General features: G+C 46.7%; 21 protein-coding genes. 13 read left to right on the top strand and 8 right to left on the bottom strand.

Translation table 11 applies throughout. The features are described 5' to 3' along the window. Positions 1–151 precede the first annotated feature (151 nt). The 4 genes from ribD (at position 152) to QUA54_RS12270 (ending at position 5,666) form a co-directional block, all read left to right on the top strand. Complete coding sequence (gene ribD, locus QUA54_RS12285; RefSeq protein WP_333188209.1) at positions 152–1,327, top strand: bifunctional diaminohydroxyphosphoribosylaminopyrimidine deaminase/5-amino-6-(5-phosphoribosylamino)uracil reductase RibD; 1,176 nt, start codon at positions 152–154, stop codon at positions 1,325–1,327. Between the two features lie 52 nt (positions 1,328–1,379). Then, complete coding sequence (locus QUA54_RS12280) at positions 1,380–1,991, top strand: hypothetical protein (protein ID WP_333414845.1); 612 nt, start codon at positions 1,380–1,382, stop codon at positions 1,989–1,991. A 95-nt stretch (positions 1,992–2,086) separates the two neighbouring features. Next, on the top strand, positions 2,087–4,183 hold the full coding sequence (locus QUA54_RS12275) for a RecQ family ATP-dependent DNA helicase (protein ID WP_333414844.1): 2,097 nt from the start codon (positions 2,087–2,089) through the stop codon (positions 4,181–4,183). 4 nt (positions 4,184–4,187) lie between these two features. Next, positions 4,188–5,666, top strand: a complete 1,479-nt coding sequence (locus QUA54_RS12270; RefSeq protein WP_333414843.1) for a DNA-processing protein DprA — start codon at positions 4,188–4,190, stop codon at positions 5,664–5,666. 79 nt (positions 5,667–5,745) lie between these two features. On the opposite strand, the gene QUA54_RS12265 is transcribed toward QUA54_RS12270, so the two are convergent. Then, entirely contained in the window at positions 5,746–6,660 is a 915-nt protein-coding gene (locus QUA54_RS12265) for a PPC domain-containing protein (protein ID WP_333414842.1), read from the bottom strand. Positions 6,661–6,753: 93 nt separating this feature from the next. On the opposite strand from QUA54_RS12265, the gene QUA54_RS12260 reads away from it, so the two are divergent. Beyond that, positions 6,754–8,457 carry an NAD(P)/FAD-dependent oxidoreductase gene (locus tag QUA54_RS12260; RefSeq protein WP_333414841.1) on the top strand — a complete coding sequence of 568 codons (1,704 nt, stop codon included), beginning with the start codon at positions 6,754–6,756 and terminating at the stop codon, positions 8,455–8,457. 47 nt (positions 8,458–8,504) lie between these two features. Here the strand turns inward: QUA54_RS12260 and QUA54_RS12255 are convergent, their stop codons facing one another. Next, positions 8,505–9,260 carry a Uma2 family endonuclease gene (locus tag QUA54_RS12255; RefSeq protein WP_333414880.1) on the bottom strand — a complete coding sequence of 252 codons (756 nt, stop codon included), beginning with the start codon at positions 9,258–9,260 and terminating at the stop codon, positions 8,505–8,507. A gap of 137 nt (positions 9,261–9,397) precedes the next feature. Here QUA54_RS12255 and QUA54_RS12250 point away from each other — a divergent pair, with 137 nt between their 5' ends. Together QUA54_RS12250 and QUA54_RS12245 are read left to right on the top strand one after the other, a co-directional pair. Continuing rightward, the gene (locus QUA54_RS12250) at positions 9,398–9,880 is read left to right on the top strand and encodes an FxLYD domain-containing protein (RefSeq protein ID WP_333414840.1); all 483 of its coding nucleotides are present in this window, start codon (positions 9,398–9,400) and stop codon (positions 9,878–9,880) included. Between the two features lie 303 nt (positions 9,881–10,183). After that, complete coding sequence (locus QUA54_RS12245; protein WP_333414839.1) at positions 10,184–11,911, top strand: ABC transporter ATP-binding protein; 1,728 nt, start codon at positions 10,184–10,186, stop codon at positions 11,909–11,911. Between the two features lie 260 nt (positions 11,912–12,171). Here QUA54_RS12245 and QUA54_RS12240 read toward each other — a convergent pair whose 3' ends face one another. Continuing rightward, complete coding sequence (locus tag QUA54_RS12240; protein WP_333414838.1) at positions 12,172–12,411, bottom strand: hypothetical protein; 240 nt, start codon at positions 12,409–12,411, stop codon at positions 12,172–12,174. Between the two features lie 19 nt (positions 12,412–12,430). Next, a complete protein-coding gene (locus QUA54_RS12235; protein ID WP_333414837.1) occupies positions 12,431–16,978 on the bottom strand; it encodes a WD40 domain-containing protein in 4,548 nt (1,515 codons plus the stop codon). Between the two features lie 430 nt (positions 16,979–17,408). On the opposite strand from QUA54_RS12235, the gene QUA54_RS12230 reads away from it, so the two are divergent. Beyond that, complete coding sequence (locus tag QUA54_RS12230; protein ID WP_172186242.1) at positions 17,409–17,765, top strand: hypothetical protein; 357 nt, start codon at positions 17,409–17,411, stop codon at positions 17,763–17,765. Positions 17,766–17,808: 43 nt separating this feature from the next. On the opposite strand, the gene QUA54_RS12225 is transcribed toward QUA54_RS12230, so the two are convergent. The 3 genes from QUA54_RS12225 to QUA54_RS12215 form a co-directional block, all read right to left on the bottom strand. Next, on the bottom strand, positions 17,809–18,786 hold the full coding sequence (locus QUA54_RS12225; RefSeq protein WP_333414836.1) for a YegS/Rv2252/BmrU family lipid kinase: 978 nt from the start codon (positions 18,784–18,786) through the stop codon (positions 17,809–17,811). 179 nt (positions 18,787–18,965) lie between these two features. Further along, on the bottom strand, positions 18,966–19,694 hold the full coding sequence (locus tag QUA54_RS12220; RefSeq protein WP_333414835.1) for a DUF3891 family protein: 729 nt from the start codon (positions 19,692–19,694) through the stop codon (positions 18,966–18,968). Positions 19,695–19,830: 136 nt separating this feature from the next. Continuing rightward, positions 19,831–21,423 (bottom strand): metallophosphoesterase, encoded by a 1,593-nt coding sequence (locus QUA54_RS12215; RefSeq protein ID WP_333414834.1) that lies wholly within the window; start codon positions 21,421–21,423, stop codon positions 19,831–19,833. A 125-nt stretch (positions 21,424–21,548) separates the two neighbouring features. On the opposite strand from QUA54_RS12215, the gene QUA54_RS12210 reads away from it, so the two are divergent. From QUA54_RS12210 to QUA54_RS34460, 3 genes are all read left to right on the top strand, one after another. Next, on the top strand, positions 21,549–21,737 hold the full coding sequence (locus tag QUA54_RS12210) for a hypothetical protein (RefSeq protein WP_333414833.1): 189 nt from the start codon (positions 21,549–21,551) through the stop codon (positions 21,735–21,737). A gap of 318 nt (positions 21,738–22,055) precedes the next feature. After that, complete coding sequence (locus tag QUA54_RS12205) at positions 22,056–22,352, top strand: hypothetical protein (protein WP_333414832.1); 297 nt, start codon at positions 22,056–22,058, stop codon at positions 22,350–22,352. Then, positions 22,271–22,507, top strand: a complete 237-nt coding sequence (locus QUA54_RS34460) for an N-6 DNA methylase (RefSeq protein WP_445301553.1) — start codon at positions 22,271–22,273, stop codon at positions 22,505–22,507. Before QUA54_RS12205 ends, QUA54_RS34460 begins: the two co-directional genes overlap by 82 nt. Before the next feature lie 314 nt (positions 22,508–22,821). Here the strand turns inward: QUA54_RS34460 and QUA54_RS12200 are convergent, their stop codons facing one another. Then, positions 22,822–23,877 carry an alpha/beta fold hydrolase gene (locus QUA54_RS12200; protein WP_333414831.1) on the bottom strand — a complete coding sequence of 352 codons (1,056 nt, stop codon included), beginning with the start codon at positions 23,875–23,877 and terminating at the stop codon, positions 22,822–22,824. Positions 23,878–24,447: 570 nt separating this feature from the next. On the opposite strand from QUA54_RS12200, the gene QUA54_RS12195 reads away from it, so the two are divergent. Together QUA54_RS12195 and QUA54_RS12190 are read left to right on the top strand one after the other, a co-directional pair. Further along, positions 24,448–24,771: a type I restriction enzyme endonuclease domain-containing protein gene (locus QUA54_RS12195; protein ID WP_333414879.1), complete on the top strand. Its 324-nt coding sequence runs from the start codon at positions 24,448–24,450 to the stop codon at positions 24,769–24,771. Beyond that, on the top strand, positions 24,714–24,995 hold the full coding sequence (locus QUA54_RS12190; protein ID WP_333414878.1) for a type I restriction enzyme endonuclease domain-containing protein: 282 nt from the start codon (positions 24,714–24,716) through the stop codon (positions 24,993–24,995). The genes QUA54_RS12195 and QUA54_RS12190 overlap by 58 nt, the downstream gene beginning before the upstream one ends. Positions 24,996–25,300: the final 305 nt, after the last annotated feature.

Below are 25,300 nucleotides of genomic sequence, written 5' to 3'. Positions count from 1 at the left end.
ATTTGTTCGGGCCTGCGGGGTCGATCGCCCTAAATTCCCCGCTTGCTCCCGGTAACGTACAGTTTGCCCCAGCAGCAATCGATCGTCGGTTCGCAGCCAAAATTAGCATCAAAGTCAGTACACTCAGGGATAGATATCATACCAAAATCTCATGGAAACTTTTCCGGCGGACGCTCAAGCGATCGCCAGCTTAGCTAACCGACAGCAGCCAGGTACAAAACAACTGGAAAACAGCGAAATTCAAGAGTTCGATCGAGCCATGATGCGCCGCTGCATAGAATTGGCTCGCCGCGCTCTCGGCAAAACCGCACCCAACCCCCTTGTCGGTTCTGTAATTGTCCGAGACGGGAAGATTGTCGGCGAAGGGTTTCATCCCGGTGCCGGTCAACCTCACGCCGAAGTTTTTGCACTCCGGGAGGCGGGGGAACTCGCCGAAGGAGCGACCGTCTACGTGAACCTGGAACCATGCAACCACTACGGGCGGACTCCTCCCTGTTCCGAAGCTTTAGTTAAGGCCAAGGTGGCAAAAGTAGTGGCTGGCATGGTCGATCCGAATCCTTTGGTCGCTGGAACTGGGCTGACCCGGTTGCGAGAGGCTGGGATTGAAGTGGTGGCGGGAGTGGAAGGCGAAGCTTGCCAAAAACTCAACGAGGCTTTCGTTCACCGAATTTTGTACCGCCGGCCTTTGGGAATTTTGAAATATGCAATGACTTTGGACGGTAAAATTGCTACCAGTAGCGGCCACAGCGCTTGGGTGACAGGCGAGGAGGCTCGGAGCGAGGTACACCGGGTGCGCGTCGGCTGCGATGCTGTGATTGTTGGGGGAAATACGGTGCGTCTGGACAATCCCCTACTGACGAGCCACCAGCCTGATAGGAATAATCCCCTGCGGGTGGTGATGAGCCGCACTCTCGATTTGCCGAAGTCGGCTTGGTTGTGGGAAACCTCTGTGGCGGCTACTTTGGTGCTGACTGAGCCTGGGGTTAACCCGGAATTTCAGGAATTTTTGATCGCCAAAGGGGTGGAAGTTGTGGAACTCTCGCCGCTGACACCGACTAATGTTATGGCTTATTTGTACGATCGATCTTTTCTGTCTGTACTCTGGGAGTGCGGCGGCACTTTGGCGGCCAAGGCAATTGCTGAGGGTGCAGTGCAAAAAATTATGGCTTTTATTGCTCCTAAAATTGTCGGCGGCCAAGCTGCTCCAACTCCTGTAGGAGATTTGGGGTTTTCCGCAATGACTGATGCTTTGACTTTAGAGAGGGTTTCTTGGCGCGCGGTGGGTGCAGATTGTCTGGTGGAAGGCTATTTGAAAATTAAAGATTGAAAGTTAAAAGCGAGTCTTTTTAGTTTTTAATTTTTAACTTTTAACTCCTTTTATGGTTGAAATTCTGATTTGGAGTTTGATGGTTGGCAGTCTCGGCTTGGAGGCTGCGCTCGCGGGTGTATTGGTGAGCCGCGAGCAATTGGCTGCGGGGCAAAAATACGACGAGGAGGAGGAAGTTTTGACTCGGTACGAATCTCAAGAGGATAATTTTAATGCGCCTGAAAATGCGCGCTCGAATGGCAATCCCAAATCCGCTCCTAATGCTGTTGATTTGACGGTTTGGGAGTACAAGATTGTGCGGGCTAGCAGCGATTTGTTTCGCAATCCTGCGATTTTTAACAAGCTGTGCCAGGAAGAGGAGGAAGTTGGCTGGATTTTGCTCGAAAAGCTCGACGACAGGCGGGTGCGGTTCAAACGTCCGATCGCGCTCCGGGACGCCCCGAGGCCTAATTTACCACTGTTTGACCCTTACCGCACTCATTACGGCCCTCTCTCGAATGCGATGACTTGGGCGGCGGCGATCGTGTTTCTGAGTGCGATCGTGCTTCCTGCTGTTTTGGGCTATGCTTTGGTGTCTACTACTCTAACCAGAAGTCGCTCTAATTGGCCTCCGACACCTGTTCAATCTTTGCCCTCTCCCAGCGGGCAAAAAAGTACGAATTAAAACTTGGGTAGTTGGTGATATCATGTTAGTAATTAGTCCTGTTATTTTTAACACGAAATTACAAGAAGAGGAACTTTTACTAACAGATTAACAATATGACAGTAGAATTGAAAAATCGGGCGCGATTGCTTCTCCAAATAGCCCTCAACAACACACAAGCTGACTTTCGAGACGGACAGTGGGAAGCGATCGCCTCTTTAATCGAAGAGCGATCGAAACTGCTGGTGGTACAGCGCACTGGTTGGGGTAAAAGCTTAGTATATTTTTTAGCAACTCGGCTGCTGCGAGATAGAGGAGCTGGTCCCACACTCCTGATTTCACCTCTACTCGCTCTCATGCGAAACCAAATTGCCGCCGCCGATAGAATTGGCATTAAAGCAGCAACAATTAACTCCAGCAATACAGACGAATGGCAACTCGTAAAAACTCAGTTGCTAGCAGGACAAATAGATGTTCTCCTAATTTCCCCCGAAAGGCTGGCTAATGAAGACTTTACAAACAGCATTCTGCTACCAATTTCTCAAAAAATTGGGTTATTTGCCGTCGATGAAGCCCACTGCATTTCCGACTGGGGACATGATTTTCGGCCAGATTATCGCCGGATTGTCCGAATTTTGCAAGCTCTTCCTCAAAACATACCTGTTTTAGCCACAACCGCTACAGCTAACAACCGAGTGGTTAATGATATCATCGAGCAATTAAGTGCCAATCTTCGCGTAATCAGAGGAAACTTAATTAGAGAAAGCTTGCAACTTCAAAATATCGCTCTGGGAAGTTCAGCAGCAAGAATGGCATGGTTAGCAGAACAGTTGCCGAACTTACCGGGAAGCGGCATCATTTACACCCTAACTATCAAAGATGCCGAACGTCTGGCTAACTGGTTAATAAGTCAAGGAATTGATGCTAAAACCTACCATAGCAATCTAGAGAATTTAGAGAGGCAAACCTTAGAAGACCAACTTCTCAACAGCGAAATTAAGGCCTTAGTTGCAACGACAGCTTTGGGGATGGGTTTTGACAAACCAGATTTAGGATTTGTTATTCATTACCAGCGTCCCGGCTCCGTCGTTCATTATTATCAACAAGTAGGGCGAGCGGGTAGAGCCGTAGAACAAGCCTATGGTATCCTTTTAAGTGGCGATGAAGATGACGAAATTACCAACTATTTTATCAGAACAGCTTTTCCTCCACAAGCCCATACGCAGGAAGTTTTAATTGCGCTTAACCAAGCAGATAATGGCTTATCTGTTCCCCAGTTAGAGCAAGAACTAAATTTTTCTAAAGGGAAAATTGATAAAGTTTTAAAACTGCTATCCCTGGAATCACCAGCCCCGGTGAGCAAGCAAAATTCCAAGTGGTATGCTACCCCTGTTAACTATCAGCCAGACAGTGATAAAATCGAACGTTTGACGCAAATTCGTCACCAAGAACAAGACAAAATGCGAGAATACATGGGCGAAAACAAACAATGCCTCATGGCTTTTCTCGCAAAAGAATTAGATGACCCCAATCCAACTAAGTGTGGCAAATGTGCTGTATGTTTGGGTGAATCTTTACTGCCAGAAATCCCTTCTCTGGAAATTGTAAATCAAGCAATTCAGTACCTACGGCGGTGCGATATAATTATCGAACCCCGCAAACAATGGCCTTCAAAAGCATTTCTAATTTACCGTTATTCGGGAAATATTCAACCTAATTTAAGAGCCGAAGCCGGAAGGGCGCTGTCTTTGTGGGGCGATGCAGGTTGGGGAGAATTAGTTAAACTGGGTAAGTATCGGGATAATAATTTTAATGATGCAGTGGTTGAGGGGGCTTTTGAAATGATTCAGCGCTGGCAACCTGAACCATTTCCTACTTGGGTGACTTGCGTACCTTCTTTAAATCGTCCCGAGTTAGTACCAAATTTTGCTCAAAAGCTGGCTGATCGATTAAATTTGCCTTTTAAGCCAGTCATTCGGAAAATTAACCCAACACGACCTCAAAAAGAGATGAATAATAGTTATCAGCAAGCTCATAATTTGGATGGTGCATTTGCGATCGACACTTGGGAAGGAATAAAAGGAACAGTTTTCTTAGTTGACGATATGGTAGATTCCCGGTGGACTTTTACAGTCATTGCGGCACTTTTACGTCAAGGTGGTAGCGGGTCAGTTTTTCCGCTAGCATTATCCCTCAACTCTCTCGCCGATTAGATATATGAATCATGTACTACCACCAGATACTCAAGCAATTTTACTCTTGTGCGCCAGCTTCGGGCAAAATCGGCAAACAGAACCGCAACCTCTAACGCTTAGCGAATATAATTATTTGGCTGGTTGGCTGCGCGAAAATCAGAAGCGCCCAGCGGATTTGCTAAGTTCAACTTGTTTAAATTTGTTACAATCAATTCCGGCAAGTAAGCTTGACTTTTACAGAGTTTCGGAATTATTAGAACGAGGGGTAATGCTGAGTTTAGCTGTTGAAAAATGGACGAATCAAGGGCTGTGGATATTGGGAAGAAGCGACTCTCAATACCCCAAGCGCCTCAAGCAAATATTGAAACATTTAGCACCAGCAATTCTCTATGGAATTGGCAACCTAAAATTGCTAGGTCAGGGAGGATTAGCTATTGTCGGATCTCGCGATGTTGATGAAGAAGGACTAGATCGCACTCAGAGAATTGCACAGACTTGTGCCGAACAAGAAATGCAGGTAGTTTCCGGTGGCGCGCGCGGGGTAGATACGGCGGCAATGTTAAGCGCGCTGGAGGCGGGAGGAACGGCTGTTGGTGTGCTGGCTGACAGTTTGGCTAAAGCTGCTGTTGCTGGAAAATATCGCACTGGTATTAAAGAAGGCAGACTGACTTTAGTATCTGCTTGCGATCCGAATGCTAGTTTTAATGTTGGCAATGCGATGGGGCGAAATAAATATATTTATGCTTTAGCCGATCGCGCCCTTGTCGTCAGTTGTTCAGTCGGTACGGGCGGCACTTGGGCGGGTGCGGTGGAAGCGCTAGAAAGGATAAAAGATGTTCCGGTTTTTGTGCGGATATATGATGCCGTACCAGAAGGCAATCGTCAACTGCTGAAACGGGGAGCAAAACCTTTGCCAGCTATACCTGCTAGTTTATTAAAGGGACAACTCAGGGAACTTTTGGAGGTGGCTACCTCAGAATTTGGAGCGCTCGCGACTGAAGCCGAAACGAATTTTGATCTATCGGCTGATGCGGGGGTAAGCCCACAACCACAAGGTTCGCTGTTAGAAATTGAAGCTGCAGTTACAGATGTGGAAGTGACACACTCCTTAACATCGGATATTGCAGTAAATAGATCACTGTCAAACTCACTATCGGAGATTGTATCCGCAAAAACAGAAGTGGAAGCACCAGCCTCGGAAGAAATAGATTTTGCCTCTAATGGAACTTCGGAAGATGCGATCGCACACGAGAAAACACCAACAGTCCAATTTCCTCCAAAAGATATTTACGAAGCAGTTTTACCCTTTATTCTCAGTAATTTAGAGCAACCGTTAGATGATAAATCTCTTGCGGAACTTCTGGATGTTCAAATAGGGCAAATGCGGTTATGGTTAAAAAGAGCCGTGGCAGAAGGTAAGGCGATCAAAACTAAGAATCCAGTGGCTTATGTAGCCCATCAAAAAGGAGCTTTATTATCTTTGCTTGATGAAAGTGCATAACCCACGGTGTCTCAAACTTCCGTGGGTAAATTCTTCAAATTTCCCATCTAAGATTTAAAGTTTCAAATTAATTTACTCCTTAAATTTGGGGGGGTATATCTGAGGGAGCGGATAGCAATCTCAAGTCATAATTTGTATCGCCTTGAAATTGAGAAACGCGGAGGAAATAAGTCCCCGCAGGCAAAGCCCCATTGCTGACAATTGTTTCTGAAGCCGTGCCTAAATTGTTAGACGAAGCAATAATATCGTCTAATCCAACTGCGCCGTTGCCGTTCAGATCCTGAATTAATTCAACATCAACATCTGCACTCAAACCGTCAACAGTTACACTGAAAAGGCTGGGAGTATTGAGAATGAAACTGTAAATGTCGGCTGGTTCAGCAGCGCCCACAAAATCGCTTGCAGTTTGAATTTCTCCGAGAATGCCCAGGCTTTTTGCTGCGATCAAATTGTCGGCGGGATCGGGGAGAGTGCTCAACAGTCCTTCTTGTTGACCGAATTGAATGTAGTGCTCGATCGCGCTTTTAACTGCGCCGCTTTGGACTGCTGCTGCTACCAGCGGATATTTTTCTAGATAAAAGCTGGGATCGAAGAAAACGCTGGCTTTGCGGTTTTCTAATTGACCTGCTTTGAAGTAGTGTTCAAATGGGGTAAATTGATTGGTTTGGACTGCTGCCTGAACGTCTGGGTTGCTTGCTAGATAAAAATTAAAATCGAAGAATGGGTTTGGGCTGCGAACTTCAAATTGACCGAATCTAATAAAGTGATCTGCTGCTGAAACGCCGTTGAGTTTGACTGATACCGCTACATCTGTATTGGTGTCTAAATAATAGCTGGCGTCGAACAGGGCATTCGGGTCGCGATTTTCAAATTTGCCAATTTTTCGGTAGTGATCGAAAGGACTCGATACCGTGCCTCTGGCAACTGCTACGGCGACATCTGGGTTGTTTTCGAGATAAAATTTGCTGTCGAACAGTGTTCTGAGGGTTAGCATTATTAAAAAAATCTCTCTGGACTTTAGTCTGGAAAGTGCACGATCGAGAATCCAGTTTACATCAAAGTTTTGTTTTGTGAGGATGTCTTAATTATGGCTAAATCTACACTGATGGCAATGCTGCGCCGCGCTGCGACTATTGCCCAGAAATCAAGGGAAACGGGCATTCCGGCTGATGAACTGCTGGGGATGCTGACCGATCGCATTCCCAATTCTCCCATATCTCGGCGTCGTTTGCTGCACGGGGGCTTAGCTGCTGCGGGGGCTGTCGCTGCTGCGACTTTTACCAGGGAGGGAGGGGGAGCTTTTGCTCAACAGGGCGGACGATCGCCGATTTTGGTTGTGGGTGCGGGAATTGCGGGTTTGACGGCGGCTTATCGCTTGCGTCAAGCGGGCGTGCGCGCCGATATAATCGAGGCAACTAACCGCGTGGGGGGGCGGATACGCACTGCTCCAAAGGTGGCTGGAACGCAAATTTATGCGGAGTTGGGGGCAGAATTTATTGACACCGGCCACACTACTTTGATTTCCCTGGCGTCGGAATTGGGCCTGCGGGCGATTGATGTCCTCGAAGTGCAGCGGGGACTGGTGAAGGATACTTTTTTCTTTGAAGGACGGCGCTTTTCTCTTGAGCAAATAATCGCGGAATTTGCACCACTAGCGAGTAAAATTACTGCTGATTTGCAGGCGGTTGGCGATGAAATTAGCTATCTTGATTTTACGGAAGCAGCGGAAAGATTGGACAATCTTTCGATCGCGGAATATGTAGACAAAGCTGATACTAGCACGATTGTCCGGCAGTTACTCCGCATTGCTTACACGACGGAATACGGTCGAGATCCTGAAGAACAGTCGGCGTTAAATCTGCTGTTTTTAATCGGTTCTGAAGCTGGCAGTTTTGAATTGTACGGTAACAGCGACGAGCGTTATCAAATTGACGGCGGCAACAGTCAAATTATCAACAGTTTGGCGGGTCAATTGTCTGGTTCGATCGAAGCGGGGACGGTTTTAGAAGCGATTACTCTTTTGCCGGATGGGCGCTATCGGGTAAATTTGCGATCGGGACTAAGCGCGTTCGAGCGCACTTACGAGCGAGTTTTGTTAACTTTGCCGTTCAGCACTCTGCGAGACGTTAAAATTAACGTACCTTTGCCCCAACCAAAGCGCAGGGCGATCGAGCAATTGGGTTACGGTACTAATTCTAAGCTGATTACTGGCTACCGCAGCCGCATTTGGCGAGAAACGTATCGATCGACTGCTTCTGTTTATAGCGATTTAGGATTCCAGAATACCTGGGAACCTACACCTTTTGCTCCTACTCCTAACGGTTTGATAACTAATTTTAGAGGAGGCAGACAAGGTTTGTCGATCGGTGCTGGAACTCCCGAAGACCAAGCACAAAGATTTTTGAACCAATTTGAAAGAGTTTTTCCCGGAGTGAGTAATTTGCGATCGGGCAAAGCTGTGCGAGCTTATTGGCCGGGAGAACGCTTTTCTAAAGGTTCTTATGCCTGCTATTTAGTCGGACAGTGGACGCAAATGTATGGGGTTGAAGGCGAACGAGTTGGCAATTTATATTTTGCCGGGGAACACACTTCGCTGGAAAATCAAGGTTACATGGAAGGCGGTTGCGAAACGGGACAAAGGGCGGCTGTTGAAATTTTGCAAGATTTGGGTTTAATAGCTGCTGCTGATGCTGTGAATGCTCGAACTGCTAGCAGTTTGAACAGTCGCCGTCCGAGCCGAAAAGTTCCCGGAGCGCGGAATCTTAGGAATAGAAAGCCGAGTATTAGATAATCTCGTAAGGTGCGCATTGCGCACCTACAGATATGGCGTACAACTTATCAAATAATCTCGTCCGGGTTAATTCCCCGCTCGCGCAAATATTCAGCCAGTCGTTCGGCCCGTTCACGTTCGCGATCGGCCCGCTGGCGTTCTGCTGCTAACTCTTCTACACCCCATAAAAGCAGATTTCCTGCTTCATCCCACCAGCGCAACCAATAGCCTGTACGCTGTTCTTTCTCCCCTCGCCACGTTCCTAAATATAAACCAATATCTGCCATCCAGTGGCGACCTTCCGCGTCGGGAAATTCTAGTTCGTAGTTGCCATTTTGCAAGCGATATACTTCCAGCAAGCCAGTTTCTGGGTCAAAAATGACGTAAGTTGGTACTTGCAGAATTTGTTCGTAAAAAAACCACTTTCCCGGAGGAAAAGTACGTTTGATAGAATATTCCCCACCGTCTGTTTCCGACAAGAATTCCATTACAATGGTCGGGATTTCTCCTTCCAAGTTTGGGGTATAACTTTTGCGGTCTATTCTAGACTCTGCGGGCAGTACCGACGGTACATAAACCCAATCTGGTGCTTTGATTATTAACTCGCCGTTGACAGTAGCGCAAATGCCAAAGTTGCTGGCTATCAGCATTAGTGGCCCGATCGATCCTCTCAGTTCTAAGATTTCTCGCAATGCTCCAGCAATTAGCGGTTGACCTGTATTCTCCACTGGTTTTTCTTCTAATTGGAAGCCGTCTGGCAACTTCTCCCAAGTTACGATGAGTTCTACCGTTTTTTGTCCTGGGTTATCTTGAGTAACGACCATGACTTTACTTTCTAAAGTTTGATGTCTTATCATAGCACAACGCAACGCGATCGCAACGCACCGTACTTATAGATATGCAAGCGTAAAATTTATGTAAATTATCTTGTACAATTAATTTCAGATATTCCCGAAAAAATATGAATATTTTACCTTTAACAGTAGCTTTATCAAGTTTGCTAATCTCGCCGATATCAGCTCGCCCTTTGCTTGCAGACTCTACAAATACAATTGCTCAAAACTCACCAATTGACGAGCCGTTTTGCTACATAAAAACCCCCGACGGCAAAACAGTAGACTTGGGCAAGTTGTGCGCAAAACAGCCAGCTTCTGGAACTTCCCAAACTTGCATTCCCGGTTCCAACATTTCTGCAAAAGTGTCAATTGCGGCGGCTAATTATGACGGCAACTTTTTCAGCGGTCAAGTGCTTAATCGAGGCTGTAAAATAATCAAGAATGTCAAAGTCAATTATGAAGTTTTGGACGAGTCAGGCAATTTAATTGACAACGGATTTATCGAGGCTGAACCAGTTACTCTTGCACCCGGGCAGTCAGCCGTCTTTCGGGGTGCAGTTGTCGCCGGGGCTAAGGTACAGGCTACTCATGCAGACGGTCAGGAATGATTTTAGATTTTAGATTTTAGATTGAAGAATTGGACAATTAACCCCACGGATGAATCCGGGGGCTTTGTATCCCGGCTGCTTTCGGTGAAGAATGATTGTTGAGATTTGTCCGATCGCTGATATCATATTCAGGCTCAGATATCTCTATGACTTACGCAGAGATCCCCCTAAATCCCCCTTCAAAAGGGGGACTTTGAATAATAATAATCTTGTGCCACCCTTACTAAGGGGGGTGAGGGGGGATCGAAGTTTGAATATTCTTGCAGAGATCCCCAAAAACAGAATTTGCGAGGGCAAAATATCTTGAAAACTCGATCGACATACTGGCAAATCTTACCCTACCTCCGTCCCCAAAAACAAACCATCGGTAAAGCATTAGCTTGTACCGTAGTATTTACCGTATTTTGGCCGATTATAGCGTGGCTGGTTGGCGAAACAGCCAAATTTATAGGCCAAGGAGATTTAAAAGGGTTTGCTGAAATTGCTGCACTCAGCGCCATTATATTTCTACTTCGCGGTACAGCCCAGTACGGTCAAGATACGCTGATGGCAAAAGCAGCTTTGACTATTGCTTTAGAAATCCGCAAAAAAGTCTACTCCCACCTGCAAAAACTCAATCTCGGCTACTTTGAAACTGCCAAAACCGGAGACTTATCCTACCGCCTCACAGAAGATATTGACCGCATTGGCGAAGTCGTAAATAAATTTTTTCATCAGTTTATCCCTTGTGTTTTGCAGCTAATTGCGGTTCTGGGATATATGATTTATCTCAACTGGCAATTAACTTTAGGTGCATTAATTATTGCACCGCTGATGGCTATTTTAATTGGCTGGTTTGGCGAGAGACTGCTGAGTTACTCGCGGCAAAGTCAAAATCGCATCTCTGATTTATCCGCTTTGCTGACAGAAGTATTCAGCGGCATTCGTTTAATCAAAGCATTTGTGGCTGAAGACTACGAAATTGCCCGCTTTGCAGAAGAAGCAGAACAAAACCGCCGCGCTAAGTATTTGTCAGAACGAATAAAAGCACTTCAGTTCGTTGTAGTTGGCTTTCTGGAAGCGATGAGCGTGATTTTGCTCTTTTTCCTGGGAGGTTGGCAAATTGCTCAAGGGAATCTCACAGGTACTCAATTTATCAGTTATATCGCAGGGGTGGCACTTTTAATTGACCCCATCGCTATCACAACTGCTAATTACGGGGATTTTAAGCAGGGAGAAGCCTCTAGCGATCGCATTTTTGAATTATTAGCAATTGTACCAACAGTAGTTGAAAAACCGGGCGCGATCGAACTTCCCCACGTTACGGGAAAAGTCGAATACCGCAATATTAATTTTGCCTATAACTCAGAGACACCCATTCTGCAAAACATGAGTTTGTTGGTGCTTCCCGGAGAAATGATTGCCCTCGTGGGTGCATCCGGTGCGGGTAAAACTACTTTAGTAAACTTGTTACCCAGATTTTACGATCCGCAAGCGGGACAGATTTTAATTGACGGTATTGATATTCAAGATGTCACCTTAAATACTCTGCGGAGGCAAATCGGAATTGTACCGCAAGAAACGATTTTATTTTCGGGTACAATTGCTCAAAATATCGCTTTCGGTCAATCTTATTATGAACTGCAAGATGTCCAAAAAGCTGCGGAGATTGCTAACGCTCATCAATTCATTAGTGAGTTTCCCGACGGCTATCAAACTTGGGTAGGAGAAAGGGGTGTAAACTTATCTGGGGGACAGAAACAAAGAATTGCGATCGCCCGTGCAGTTTTGCTCGCTCCCAGAATATTGATTTTGGATGAAGCGACATCGGCGCTGGATTCGGAATCCGAAGGTTTAGTGCAAGAAGCGCTGGAAAGATTGATGCGCGATCGCACTGTGTTTATTATCGCGCACCGCTTGGCGACTGTGCGGAGAGCCGATCGCATTTTAGTTTTGGAAAAAGGCAGAATTGTAGAATCAGGGACGCACGAGGAGTTGCTGGAAAAGGGCGATCGCTATGCTGGCTACTACGCTCAACAGTTTAGTCAGTAGGCTACTTTAGAAACCGGGTTTTTGGCTGTTTCTGCTGGCCTCAACGAAGTATTATCGAAAAAACCCGGTTTCTGACCACCTGTGCGTAAGTTCTGTTCGGATAACTCTAGTAACGGAGGACACGGCAATGCCGTTTCCCTACCCCAAAATCATCGATTTTCCTCGATGAGAAATGTAACCCTCGCCCGATTAATTGTAGGGCCACGGCACTGCCGTGTCCTAATTATGGGTAATATCAATTCCGATGAAGCATGGTAGGTTTAGTTGTCCCATGAGTTTCTTTCTTCTTCTAGTTCCCGGTCAATTTCTTCAACAGTTCTGGAAACATGACGGCTGCGGATTTCTGTAAGCAATTCCAACACTTTACGCCGCCCACCTTGAGGCTTTTCTGGTATAATCACAAACACTTCAACCTCTTCGCCCACAGATCCAGGCGGCACTTGAATTTCAAGTTTATTTCCTGCAAGAACTTTGCTTGTAATCCGTATTGCTGACTGCATAGTTCGTCCTTTGCGATGATTAATTTTCCACAGCCCCTAAAGCTTTGAGCGTGGCTTTCTCAGCTTCCGTTAAACCCGTAACTCCTGCAATATTCATGTTTTCATAATGTCTGTCACTTTTCAATATTTTGAGGCACTCACAAGTCTGAAAATCCCACAGCCTAATTGTGCCATCCTGACTACAAGTAGCAATAATTTGATCGTTTGATTTGAATGCAACAGAGTTAATTCTATTGGTATGACCTTGCAAAATTTTCAGACATTGATCTGTACGGATATCCCATAATCTTACCGTGTGATCGACACTTCCACTAGCAACTATTTCACCCGAATAACTAAAGGCCGCTGAACTTATCCAATCAGTATGCCCGTGAAAAATCTTGAGGCATTCACCGCTGTTGATATCCCATAGTCTTACTGTTTGATCCACACTTCCACTGGCAAGTATTTCACCGTTCGGGCTAAAGGCGATCGCGCGTGCCCAATCAGTATGCCCCTGCAAGATTTGGAGGCATTCACCAGTATGGATATCCCACAGCCTCACCGTTCCGTCATAACCTGTACTGGCAAATATTTCGCCCAAAGGACTGAAGGCAACCGAGTATAATAAAGTGTTATGCCCTTGCAAGGTTTTGAGGCATTCGCCTGTACCGATATCCCACAGCTTCACCGTTTGGTAGCCTGCACTAGCAAGTATTTCACCATTTGGGCTGAAGGCTATCGATAGTGTTTCATTGCCAAATTCTGGCAAAGTATGAAGGCATTCACCACTGCGAATATCCCACAGTTTCAGTGTTTGGTCATAACTAGCGCTGGCAAGTATTTGACCCGAAGGATTGAAGGCAACTAAGTTTACCCGATCGAGATGCCCGTGCAAAATTTGGAGGCACTCACCGCTGCTGACATCCCACAGCTTGACTGTTTGTTCGTCATCGGCGCTGGCAAACATTTCACCGTTGGGACTAAAGGCGATCGACCTTACTTGAGTGCTATGCCCTTGCAGTGTATTCAAGCATTCAGCAGTGTTGATATCCCACAGCTTCAGCGTTTGGTCACCGCTTCCACTAACAAGTATTTCACCAGCAGGATGGAAGGCGACTGACCCTATTCGATCGTTATGTTCTTGCAAAGTATTCAAGCATTCACCAGTGCGGATATCCCACAGCTTCACTGTTCGATCGTGACTTCCACTAGCGAGTATTTCGCCATTTGGACTGAAGGCTATTGACCGTACTTTATCGAAATGTCCCTCCAAAATTTTAAGACATTCACCGCTACCGATATTCCACAGCCTCACTGTTTCGTCGTCGCTACTACTAGCAAGTATTTCACCAGCATAATTGAAAGCAACTGAAAACACGTTTTTATGACCGTACAAAATTTTAAGACATTCACCGCTACCGATATTCCACAGCCTCACTGTTTTGTCGCCGCTTCCACTAGCAAGTATTTCACCAGCAGGATGGAAAGCAACTGAAAATACAACTTTAGTATGGTCTGGCAAAGTTTTGAGGCATTCACCCGTGCGGATATCCCATAACCTTATCGTGCGATCGAAACTCCCACTAGCGAGTATATTTCCATCAGGATTGAAGGTGACACACATTACTGATTCCGTATGTCCCTGCAACACTTTTAAACATTCACCAGTTTTGACATCCCATAACTTGATTATTTTGTCATAACTTCCGCTAGCCAGTATCTCACCGTCAGGACTGAAGGCGACAGACTCCACCACGTTGGTATGTCCTTTACAGGTCAATATTTCTCTTCCACTGCTAGATTCCCACAAGCGAACTACACCATCACTATCACCTGTAGCTAACTGTTTGCCATCAGGACTAAATATTACCGATCGCACGCTGCCGAAGATTTTAGTAAAAGTAGAATTAGTCAAATTCGCTTCAGCAAAATTGACGCGGCGCAGACTAGCATTTGTAAAATCAGCACCTAAAATAACGGCACTAGAGAGGTCTTTTCCTTCTAAAGCAGTCTTGTTCTTTTTTAACAACAGCGTCGCCGCATTCCCTCCCACATAACCTACTTCACTTTCACTTTTCCCCCGTGTTGTTTCTATAATTTCGAGTAGGGGCGACTTCTCTAAAGCCCCCCTTGTTAAGGGGGGTTGGGGGGATCTCTCCTGGCTAGCATCGTCACTATCCCCCCCGGCCCCCCTTAACAAGGGGGGAGAAATTGCATCCAACATCGGTAACAACAAATCCATAACTGCTTTAGTCAGCGGCGCTTGTCCGAAACTCTGAAGAAGTTGACCTAAATCTTCAGCAACAAATCCCTTTAAAGGTGCGATAAGTTCGTTGTTATTTCTCTTCTGGGCCTGAAGCCGACAATAATTAGACCAAGTGTACGATCGAGGCGCTGCATCAGGATTGACACAAGACTGTTCAGGCTCAACTAATTCGGTAAAATCTGCGGCCAAAACTCCCAATTCCGCTGCAAATTTATAAGCGACAAAAAACTCTAACAACGAACGGTGCGCCGGAGTATAATCCCCATCAGCATTGCGGATTAGCATCGTTTGACCCATCATGTCGTAGTGCCAGTGGTCTAAGTCTTTTTCCTCTTGCACGAGCGAACCAAACAAGCTGCGAATGCGATCGGGAAAACCGCGATAATTCAGGCTCATTTGGTCGGTAGACAGCATTTCCCAAGACAGTTCGCACAAAAAGTAAAGCTTATCTGCTAAAGAAGTAAAAGTGCGTTCTGCTTTAATGTCTCTCTCTATCTTCCGCCGCACCGCATACAGATAAATCCGCGACATATCTACTGGTTTTCCAGCTTCAATATCGGGCAATGCTTCCAAAATTAACTCGGTCATCACCGGGCGACGCGCTAAATCCAATAACTGCGGGTTTCCCATCACTTTTTCCACTGTCGCGGCTTCTGTTTGAAATGACAGCGCTTGCCGAATTTGCTCGTCGTTAAATTTTTCTAGTTCTAATACTTCAAATTGGGGAGTTTCGCCTGTTAAATTTGTTGTTGATGCTTGCAGTTCTGCATTTAACAATGCCCGTCCTTCCTTGGCTTCAGGAAAGTGTTCGGTACGGCAAGTGAGGATGACTTTGGCGCCGGGAACGACGGCTTTTGCTAGTTCCCAAAAGTTGTCGATGGTTTGTTGCCGATCGCACTTAGCGGCCATTTCATCAAAACCATCGAAAATCAGCAGAAATTTACCCATGCGATTAAGTTGTTCAAAGGCCGAATAACCCGCTAAAGGTATCTCGTGTTTCCGAAAGAAAAACTCGGAAAATAGCGACTCGACACTAACTGCTTTGGCGTAATCTCGCAAAGGAATTACTAACGGTAAACGCGGACGTTCTAAGCCGCGCTTTTGAGCATCTCGGTAGCGTTGCAGCGCCATCCAAGCATAGTGCATCGCAAACCAAGTTTTCCCCGTCCCAAATTCTCCTAAAACTGAAATATGTTCTTTAACTGGGTCATCTAACCACAGGTCAATATAACCTTCGATCCAGCCATCTCGATCGCCATAATGACTCACGCCTATCTTGCGCTGAGTATCGGGGTCAATTTCTTCTTTCGTACAGGCTAGCGGCACATATTTGGTATCAATTCCTCGGCTGGTTATTTCAGTTTCTAGCCAATCCAGATAAGCGGTAAAATCGGCATCTTGGTCGAGCAATTCATCGAAGGTATAGCAAGCTAGATCGCGATTTTCGGCTTTCTTTACTTCATCCCGCGCGGCGCGACTGATGCGGCGAGCGGTGACTAACCAACCTTCATCGGTGCGCTGTTTTGCTACAGATTCGCGCAAGGCAGAGATATCTCTGAGTCCCGCTTCTCCGGCAATTCCGCGCACTAAAATGCGATCGTAGCGATTGCGTCTGACAGGAACATTGATAATCCATTCAAAATAGTTATCTTCCGAGATTTGATAGGTTTCAAACTTATAACTTAATGTCTCAAACCAGCCGCGAACTTGTTGTGATAAAATAAAAGCTTGAGACTTTTGAATATTAGTTGATGCGGCGGCGGGAAGTGCGGGATAATCTTCAGCTTCCAGTCGTGCAAATTCGGTGCGGATTCCTTCGATAGTGGGGAGGCGGTCGATGCGATCGAGTACCATAGATAGGCGTTTTTGCAAAGAGGCGATCGCATTTCCCACCATCACATCTCCCAGCGTCCGCGTCCGCTTTGCTACTTCCATAAACACGGCTGCAAATGCCATGAATTCCCGTCTGGGGTCAATGCCTAAATCTCGAATTTCTTGGCCTAAAGCAGACTGGCTGAGATATTCTTCGCCTGCTTTCACCAGCATAGCTGGGCTGTCGGACTCGAAGGCTTTGCGAAATGCTTCTTTAATCTCTGGTTGCCGAAATAGTTCTAAAATCTGCTTGGGTTTCCCAGCGCCATACTCTACTAAAGTATAAACATAGACTCCCGCGAAATCGGCTGGCGGCGCGTCGGGTTCGATGTTGAATTTTTTTAATAATTTGATGACAGCTTCGTTGCGCTGAAGCTTGTCTTTGATGGAAGCGATGGGAATTGCAGTCAGCAGACTGATAACTAAGTCGATACTAATTGGGATCATGGAGGTCTTCCTGTTTATCCGCGGTTGTAATGCTCAAATCTCAAATCGGTAGGCTGTTTCCCTGAAATGTGTTGCGGGCGATCGCAAACTGCTCTAATTTTATGTTAACCCATCAGCCAACTGTCGCGCACTGACAGTCCGAGATTCGCACAATCCGAGACTTGCCATATTCCCACAGTAATCTAACAGTCCGAGATTTGCCATATTCCGACAGTCCGACAGGGATTAAAACCCCCGCCGGACTGTCGGATTGTACGAATCTCGGAATGCTCGCAGATCGCAAAATATTAGCATTTTTTACTAAATATGACAACTATAAAACACCCGAAAAAACCCACCAATATTGTACTAGCAATAGCTCTCATTTAGTTGTCAAATCATATTTTTAAAAGTTAAAATATAGATAACTAACAAATAAATCTTGCTATCTATGAAAATACAATCTTCTGTCTTAGTCCACCTGGGATTTGGCAAATATGTACGCTCCGATCGAGTAACAGCAGTAATACCAATTGAAGAAGAACGGGGGCCCGGTCGGCGCACTTTCGTGCATATAGATGGCGAAGCAGACCCGATCGTTGCTTCGCGAGCCGAAGACACCATCATCCGCGACCTCGTGCAGGAACCGCGCGAAATAACTCAAGCTAGGCAGCAACAAGAAATCCTCCAAGATTTGCTGGCAGATTTGAGCAATGTTAACGTCACCGTGCGCCGCATCAGCCGCGATGAAGGCGGACTCGATCTCGAACGTTTGGAGCGCCGCATTCGCCAAATTTTAGACGCCTAAAAATGAAAGACCGCCCGGGCGGTCTTTCTTATTGTTTGTATTGCTAAAAATTTTCATCTAAGGGTTTCAATGTAATTTCGATGTCCGCTAAACCGCTGAGTTTTTCCACCACGGGCTCTTCTTCAACTCGCGGTACAAAAATAGTTAAACCTCCCGGAACGCACTCAATAGAAACTGGAGTCATGCCGATGATTTCGCCGTCTACAACCACTTTTTGAGGCGGATCGGCACTAATTGTTACTTTTTTTGCCCGCAAATAACCGATGTCGTCGCGATCCGTAGCATTCCCGCTCAAAGCTGTTTGCAATAGATGATAAGAAGCTGCGATCGCCCCAGCTTTATTCTGAGGCGCCACCAGCGTCACGTCCAGCAAGCCGTCATCAAAAATAATTCCGGCAGGCCCTTGAGCTAAAATCGAAGTAGGCGGCGCTGCATTCGCCACTGTCACGGCGACAGCAGTAAGGCTGATAATTTTATCTTCGGTTTCGATTTCCGCTTCAAATCTTTCTAAATTGTTTAACTGTTTAATTCCCGATAGAATGTAAGCCAGCATTCCCCAGCGATTCTTCATGTCGCGATCGGCTAGTTCGACGGTTTCCGCCTCAAAACCCACTCCAGCTAACAAAACCATCGGCATTTCACCGTTGCAAATCGCCGCATCCACCACCCGCGTCAACCCTCCAAAAATAGTTGCGCAGGCGGTTTCAATTGTATTCGGAATGTCTAAAGCATTAGCAAAAGCATTCGCCGTTCCCCGCGAAATAATTCCTAAAGGAATATTTGTGCCCACAATCGCCCCAGCCACTGCGGATAATGTGCCGTCGCCCCCGGAAGCAATAATTGCTTCAACTCCCCTAGCAACTGCTTCGCGGGCGATTTGATCTGCATCTAATTCTCGGGTTGTCAGCCGAATGTCTAAGTCAATAAAAGGCTCTAAAAGTTCCTGAATTCTAGCTAAGTCTTGGTCGGGGTCGCTGTTGCCGGCGACGGGATTGAAAATTAGACAGGCTGAACGTTTCATATTTGGTAATTGGTAATGGGTAATCGGTAATTGGTGATGGCTCATTGATAATATTATGTCCGTTCAATCGGCAACAATCAAATTGGTTTGTAGTGAGAACTTCAGTCCTCATAAAAATCGAGTGGCTGAAGTTCTCCCTACAAACCTAGAACGGTGCAGTATTTTTGCTAGAGGTTTAATTAAGACTTGACAAAAGTCCACTCTAAGACTTCGCGGGGAGCTTTGTGCAGCGCTTCCTTAATTTCCTGGTTGCTGTCGAACTTGACTTTATCCAAATGGCACGCTTCGACGTTAACAGTAAACTTATCGTCTTCAAAAGGCCAAGGAGTTACAGTCACAAGTTCGTTGCTGTTCTGTACAATATCGTAGCGCTTACCGTCCGGGCCGACACTAATTTCTAAAGCTCGTTCTCCGGCGGGTAACTCGCGGCTGCAAAGAATTAATGATAGCCGATCGCACCACTGGAAAAAAGCATAAGCTGCCTTAGCATCTTTCTCGGAAACTTGCAACTCTTTGCGCCATTTTTTTTGATTTTCCAGTTGTTCGTCCAAAAACTCATCGAGTTCCTTCGACTCTCCCCGCTTTCCTTCGTTGAGAAAGGTCATGTGCATAGAAATCAGCATTGCTACCCAGCGACCGCGATATAGGGCATTCTGCGTCATGGCTTTAATTTTCGGCAGAGAGGTTTCCGTCTGCAAGGTAAAATCAAAGGGCGCGCCCGCTTCAGTCAAAATATTTTCTTCCCACTCTTTCTCCAAATCATCGTGATGCGAAATAGCCGCTATGGTTTCGTAGAGGCGAACCGGAGATTTCGAGCGCTTCCACTCTCCGCCAAGTTGCGCCGCGAGCAAAGCGTGGGCGCGGTGGTAAATAATTTCCCAGCCGGTGGCGGTTAAATTAGCAATCATGGAATTTTTGTCCTGAATTAAGTTGATAGAGCATTCGGCTCTCGATCCCCCCTAACCCCTCTTAAAAAAGGGGGGAACTGGAATCGATCAAAGTCCACCTTTTTCAGGGGGATCGAGACTTACAGAAAAACGAAAGTTAAATCACAAAAGGTTCGATCGAGATCTCGTGCCATTTCCCCTCAAATCGTTCGACAACCAAAGGTCGGATGCGAAACTTGGGAGGACACCCATCGAGAACATCAATCCGCAAACACGAATAAGGACGGCGTTTGTGGGAACCTTGACCGCTGCGGCCGACAAATAGCAAAGATTCCGCTATCCGCCGAGAGTCTTTTTGCGATCGCCCGCCCTCGCGCGCCGAGCGATAAGCTTCTGGACTTGATGCTTCCTGCAACACCGGCCCTTCCGGGCGCTGGCGGCGGAGACTGTGGCCGCTTCCCCCGCAGACAATCCAATTAATCCCAGAGTCGCCGTGTCCGGTATCCCCAGTCCGCAGGTATTCCAAACAGTGAGCGTGGCCGGTCAGCACCAAATCTACTAGCGGACGCCCCAGCGCCGCCTCCCCAACTGCATCGGCTACCCCGTCGAGTACCTCGCGCAATCGCAACCGAACCGCCAAAGTTTGAGCTTGATTCCACTTTGTCGCCTCCGTCACGTAGGGGGGATGGTGCAGGTAAATTACCCGCCCCCGCACCTCGGAATCAGCCCAAGACGCAATCAGTCTTTTTCTCAGCCATTCGAGCTGTTCAACGTCTGTAGCTGTTTTGTCGGGGGACAGTTGTTTGTCAATATCCATCAGGATTTCGTCAACTTGCTCTAATTTGGCTGCCAAGTCGTCTAGCTGTTCGGCTTCCTCGGGAATTTGGGGGTTCAGCCGAGCGCAGATTTCGAGCATTGCCAATTTTTCTTGTTCCAACTTCTGCCGATCGAGTTCCAAATTCTGGCGGCGAATGTCGCCCTGTTTGGTTTTCGGGATCGGCAAGGGCTCGTTGAAGGTGTTGGAGTCGAGGGCAAAGAAGTCGATGCCGCCGCTGCGGAACGTGTAATAGCGGTTGGGTAAGCGGGTAAAGCGTCCGGGTTGGTAGCGGAGGCAGCGGCCGGTGCTGGTGCTGGCGGTGTAGTGGGCGTCTAGGTGGCGATCGAGATCTCCCGGCATTTTGTGAGCTTTGAGGTAGTCGAGAAAGGCTTTAGCGTAGGTATTTCCGCGATCGGAACCGTGCCAGCCGACATCGAGATCCAACTTGGAACCCAACAGCCGGCGCAGCGGCAAAGCTGTCGCCGACAGAAGGCCGTAGACTATGGGCAAGTCGTAATAGTCGTGGTTTCCCGGTACGGGTAAAAACGGAAAGTTAAACACCATGCGATCGTGGGCAATCCGAGAGGGTTGCTCGCCGCCGACTATAAATTCTCGGTAGGGGCGAATAAAGTTTTGCAAGTAATATTCGCTGGAACCGACGAGATAAACGACATCGCCCGTGTGGATGAGGAAACGGCAATTTTCGCGCTCCGAGAGCATCAGTTCGGCCACTTGCCGCTGGGGATTGTGGCCGCGGTGGTTGCCCGTGCCGCTGTCGCCTGCGACTAAAAACGAAAACTCTGGAGAGTCGGTGGTTTGAGATTCTAAAACCATCCGAGTTTGGTCGATTCCCCGATCGACGATCGACTGTTCTTGCCACCGCACCCGCTCTTTCATTTTGCGGATTTTGACTGTTATTCGCGGGTCGGACACGAATTTCAATTCACCTCTTCTCCCAAATTGCTGAGTTCCTAGTTAATCATAGTGTAGCGATCGGGCGAGTTTTTACCTCTCTCTAAAAGCTGAAAATCGACGCGCGGGTACTCAGAAACCGGGTTTTGGACGAGAATACTTCGTTAAAACCGACAGCAACGGCCAAAAACCCGGTTTCTTTGTTTCTTTGGTTGGACGCGCAGGCAGTCAGAAACCGGGTGTTTTACGAAAATACTTCGTTACCACCGACAGCAACGGCCAAAAACCGGGTTTCTTTGGTTTTGATGCGATCGCTCGTATCTAAACTCAAATAAGGGTTTGTACGAGGCGGTGCTGTTTGTTGTTGCCGAGGACGAGGGAATCTATCAAGGACGTGGAAGATAACACTAACAATGCAAGCCTTCTACACCGAACTCGAAAAACGCCTTTGGGAAGCAGCCGACGAACGAGCCGGCCAACTCTAAACTCAAGCCTTCGCAATATTCCGTCCCCGTTTTGGGGTTGGTTTTTCTCCTCTATGCTGACTATAAGTTTGCCCTGGTTTCTGGGGAAATAGCAGCGGGAAGTTGCAGGCGGCGCACCGTGGGTAAGGCGGATTACCACGCACTCTTGGGCGCTTTATTTGCCGGAAATTGCCCGCGCACGATTATTTGATCGATCGCCCGGAAGCAGAGAATATTGGCGGTGCGATTAATGCGGCGATGAAGGCGAAAGCAGATGAAAATGAGCAACTGGGCGGCGCTTGGCCTAGAAATTTTTACAGCTTGGAAAAACAGATTTTGCGGGAGTTGTTGAAAATCTTAAATCGAATTCCCCGAGCAAATATTAATGAAGATGCGTTTAGGAAATTTTATCAGTATTTCCTGGGAATTTTGCTCAAAAAGAAGGGCCCAAAGGCGGAGAGTTTTTTACTCCAATTTCACTGGTAAAGCTGATTGTCGATGTAATAGAGCCGAATTGCGGGGGAATTTTAGACCCGGCTTGTGGTGCTGGGGGAATGCTGGTTTCGAGTGGCTCAATAAAAAATTGGGTTAAGAAAAAGGCATTACGAGACAGTAATTATCGCAATTTGCGGTTTGATTAGATTGAGAGTATGAGCTTTAGTTTTACCTAGTTAATAGCTGACACAATTCTCAAAAAAACGAATAAATTAATCGATATTTATTCACCAGTTTTTAACTAAAATTGTTTCTAATCCTGATGCTGTCGTCAAATCGTGAAATCAAGCGGCTGTGCAAATTATGCACAATTGAGTCCCAGTAAGCCATTCAGCTTGTGCCCAGATGTCTGGTGTTTTTGCAAAATAGTTTTAAGGTTCTGGACTGGAGGGATTAAACCCCCTAATCCTTTCCTCCCCGCAACTATTGCCGAGGAGTGTTCAAATTTTATTTGATAATCTTAATCAACACTCAAGGCATCGAACCACTGTAAAATCCGATTCCATGCCCACCACCGATCGCTATCAGCAAATTGATGCTGACAACGTTTACTACTGATATGCCCAACATGACCGCCGTAGGCTGTCACCACTAATTCTAAGGCAGGATTGTTCGCGCTAATGGCTTGCAACTCAGGGACAAGCACCGGGTCAAACATCGGATCGTCCGCTGCATAGAGGATGAAAGTGGGTTTTTTGAGGTGAGGCAAAATGTGTAGAGCGCTGCTAGCGTCATAGTATTCTTCCACAGAGGAGAAACCTAACGGGCCAATTACCAGTTCATGGTCAAAGCCCCAAATGCTGTTGGCGCGTTCAATAGCGGCAGGATCGATCGCCCCTGGATGTGCCTTAGCGATCTTTTTTGCTAGTTTTTTTAACTGTCGCGCGATCGCTTTTTCTAAAAATTTCCCCCACTCATCTTTAACTAGATAAGACAGAGAACGGTTCGAGTCCAAGCTGGGGCAAATCACCGCCGCGCCTGCTAGTTCTGACTCTTCGAGTCCTAAGTCAGGCCCCCAATCTGCGATCGTCTGAGCTGATTTTACGGCCCACAAGGCTAATTGTCCGCCCAGGGAATAACCCGTGAACCAAAAAGGCGCGGGACATCCCATTTCTTTAGCAGCGGCAGCAATCCGAACGAAATCTTCGCCTTCGTATAGGCCATCAGAAGTCAGGGTGGGAGAGAGTTTGGCTGTTTTGCCGTGAGCTCGCCAGTCAAATAATACCACTGCACAGCCTTGAGCATAGGCTTTACGGCCTAGTAGCCTCAGAAACCATTGATTATCCAGATCGCCAGTAATGCCGTAAGTGCCGACAATGGTATATCGGGGATTTTCGGGGATGGCAACCCAGCCGAAAATCGGGACTCCACAGGCACCAGTAAAGATGTGTTCTCGGTAAGGGGGCTCTGGGTAAGGGATCGTCTTTTCCCAACCGCGACTAGCCCTTAATGCGGTGTACAACGTCATTAATATGCCGTTGTTCAGCAGCCAAGGTGGAGTATAGGCAATGGTCATAAGCGGATATCGGAAATGTCTGTCTCGTTGTTGGGATGATTTTACTTGACAGTTTGGCTATTCTAGCGACTAACCCTGAAAACTGCAATACTTTTGGAGTAAATGCACTCAAGGGCGAAGTCAAGCCAAAATAGTAAATAAACTCTATCTAAGCGACGAAAGACTTATCTACGGCAACCTTCAAGGTTTAAAGAAAAACCAGATCGAGCAAATGGAAAAGCTTTACCCCCAGAGACTTCCAGGCGATAGCAAGTCCGCACTCACAGCAAGGGCTATTCAGCTAAAACAGAAACCGGTTGGGGCTGGACTTGGCGAGGGCGATCGCTAACCCTCCCGACATAAAAAAATTCAAAACTCTTGTGGTATCGCTCTTCTGTCACAAAGCGTCCGAGTATAATAGACTAAAATCTCTCAAAGCTGAGCTGGGTCTATGGTTAAGCCTCGCCAAGCTAATTCGACTTTGAAATTGATTGATGAGTATTCTAGCTATTACAGAAATCTCTTTCCCGAATTCAGAAGCTGTGAAGCTTTTACCCACCTTCATGCTGATATAATTTCTGGCTCAAAGCCCTGTTTGCATCGAGTTACAAACACACCGAAACAGAGAAACTCAAAGGCATAATTAGCAGCCAACTAACCCAGATGCTACGCCTCACCAAAACCCGGATCAATTACTTAGACAAGTTCCAGCAACAGATTGATGAATACAACAGCAGTTATCGCAATGTCGAGACATTATTTGCCGATTTGGTGGAGTTTGCCCAAGAAATCAACTTTGAGGATAAACGTGCAATATCCGAGAACTGGGCAGAGGAAGAATTAGCGATTTCTGACTTATTGACCAAACCAGCTATTACTTTAACGAAAAAGAAAAGCACGAAATCAAGAAAGTAGCAAAGGAACTTTTATCAACCCTCAAACAAGAAAAATTAGTGTTAGATTGGCGCAGGCGACAGCAAACCAAGGCAGCAGTTAAAGTGGCGATCGAGGAAATTTTAGATGGGCTGCCCGAAAGCTACTCAATCGAAGCGTATCAGCGCAAATGTCAAGAGGTTTACCAGCAAGTCTACGAATGTTATTCTGAGGCTGGACGCAGCATTTACACCGCAGCAGCTTAAAGCTGAATTGCCCGCCACCCACCCACAGCTTTTGTCAAAAATTCATCAAAAATTCATCAAGGCTTTACCAACTTTTTCTCAGGTTGACTGTAATTTATGATACCGCTCGCCCAAGTTGCCCGAATCTCCACAAATGCAGAATTTTTAATATTTAATTTCCCTATCTCCCTCTCTCTCCCTCTCCCTCTCTCCCCATCCCCCCCTCTCCCTCTTTCCCTCCCCCCTCTCCCTCTTTTTCCCTAAAATTTGCAATTTTTGAGTGACGAATCATGGCAGGATGGCAGCGTGTTTTGATACCATGCAAT

This window comes from Microcoleus sp. MOSTC5, assembly GCF_036701825.1.
GTDB lineage: Bacteria > Cyanobacteriota > Cyanobacteriia > Cyanobacteriales > Microcoleaceae > Microcoleus > Microcoleus asticus.
The sequence above is the reverse complement of the archived record's forward strand: the minus strand, read 5'-3'. Positions and strand labels throughout refer to the sequence as shown.

Bases quoted from the DNA above. Each gene is read 5' to 3' on its own strand.
- QUA54_RS12200 (WP_333414831.1), bottom strand. From the start codon at position 23,877: ATGACCATTGCCTATACTCCACCTTGGCTGCTGAACAACGGCATATTA.
- QUA54_RS12260 (WP_333414841.1), top strand. From the start codon at position 6,754: ATGGCTAAATCTACACTGATGGCAATGCTGCGCCGCGCTGCGACTATT.
- QUA54_RS12280 (WP_333414845.1), top strand. From the start codon at position 1,380: ATGGTTGAAATTCTGATTTGGAGTTTGATGGTTGGCAGTCTCGGCTTG.
- QUA54_RS12265 (WP_333414842.1), bottom strand. From the start codon at position 6,660: ATGCTAACCCTCAGAACACTGTTCGACAGCAAATTTTATCTCGAAAAC.
- QUA54_RS12275 (WP_333414844.1), top strand. From the start codon at position 2,087: ATGACAGTAGAATTGAAAAATCGGGCGCGATTGCTTCTCCAAATAGCC.
- QUA54_RS12240 (WP_333414838.1), bottom strand. From the start codon at position 12,411: ATGCAGTCAGCAATACGGATTACAAGCAAAGTTCTTGCAGGAAATAAA.
- QUA54_RS12230 (WP_172186242.1), top strand. From the start codon at position 17,409: ATGAAAATACAATCTTCTGTCTTAGTCCACCTGGGATTTGGCAAATAT.
- QUA54_RS12255 (WP_333414880.1), bottom strand. From the start codon at position 9,260: ATGGTCGTTACTCAAGATAACCCAGGACAAAAAACGGTAGAACTCATC.
- QUA54_RS12250 (WP_333414840.1), top strand. From the start codon at position 9,398: ATGAATATTTTACCTTTAACAGTAGCTTTATCAAGTTTGCTAATCTCG.
- QUA54_RS12270 (WP_333414843.1), top strand. From the start codon at position 4,188: ATGAATCATGTACTACCACCAGATACTCAAGCAATTTTACTCTTGTGC.
- QUA54_RS12225 (WP_333414836.1), bottom strand. From the start codon at position 18,786: ATGAAACGTTCAGCCTGTCTAATTTTCAATCCCGTCGCCGGCAACAGC.
- QUA54_RS12220 (WP_333414835.1), bottom strand. From the start codon at position 19,694: ATGATTGCTAATTTAACCGCCACCGGCTGGGAAATTATTTACCACCGC.
- QUA54_RS12235 (WP_333414837.1), bottom strand. From the start codon at position 16,978: ATGATCCCAATTAGTATCGACTTAGTTATCAGTCTGCTGACTGCAATT.
- ribD (WP_333188209.1), top strand. From the start codon at position 152: ATGGAAACTTTTCCGGCGGACGCTCAAGCGATCGCCAGCTTAGCTAAC.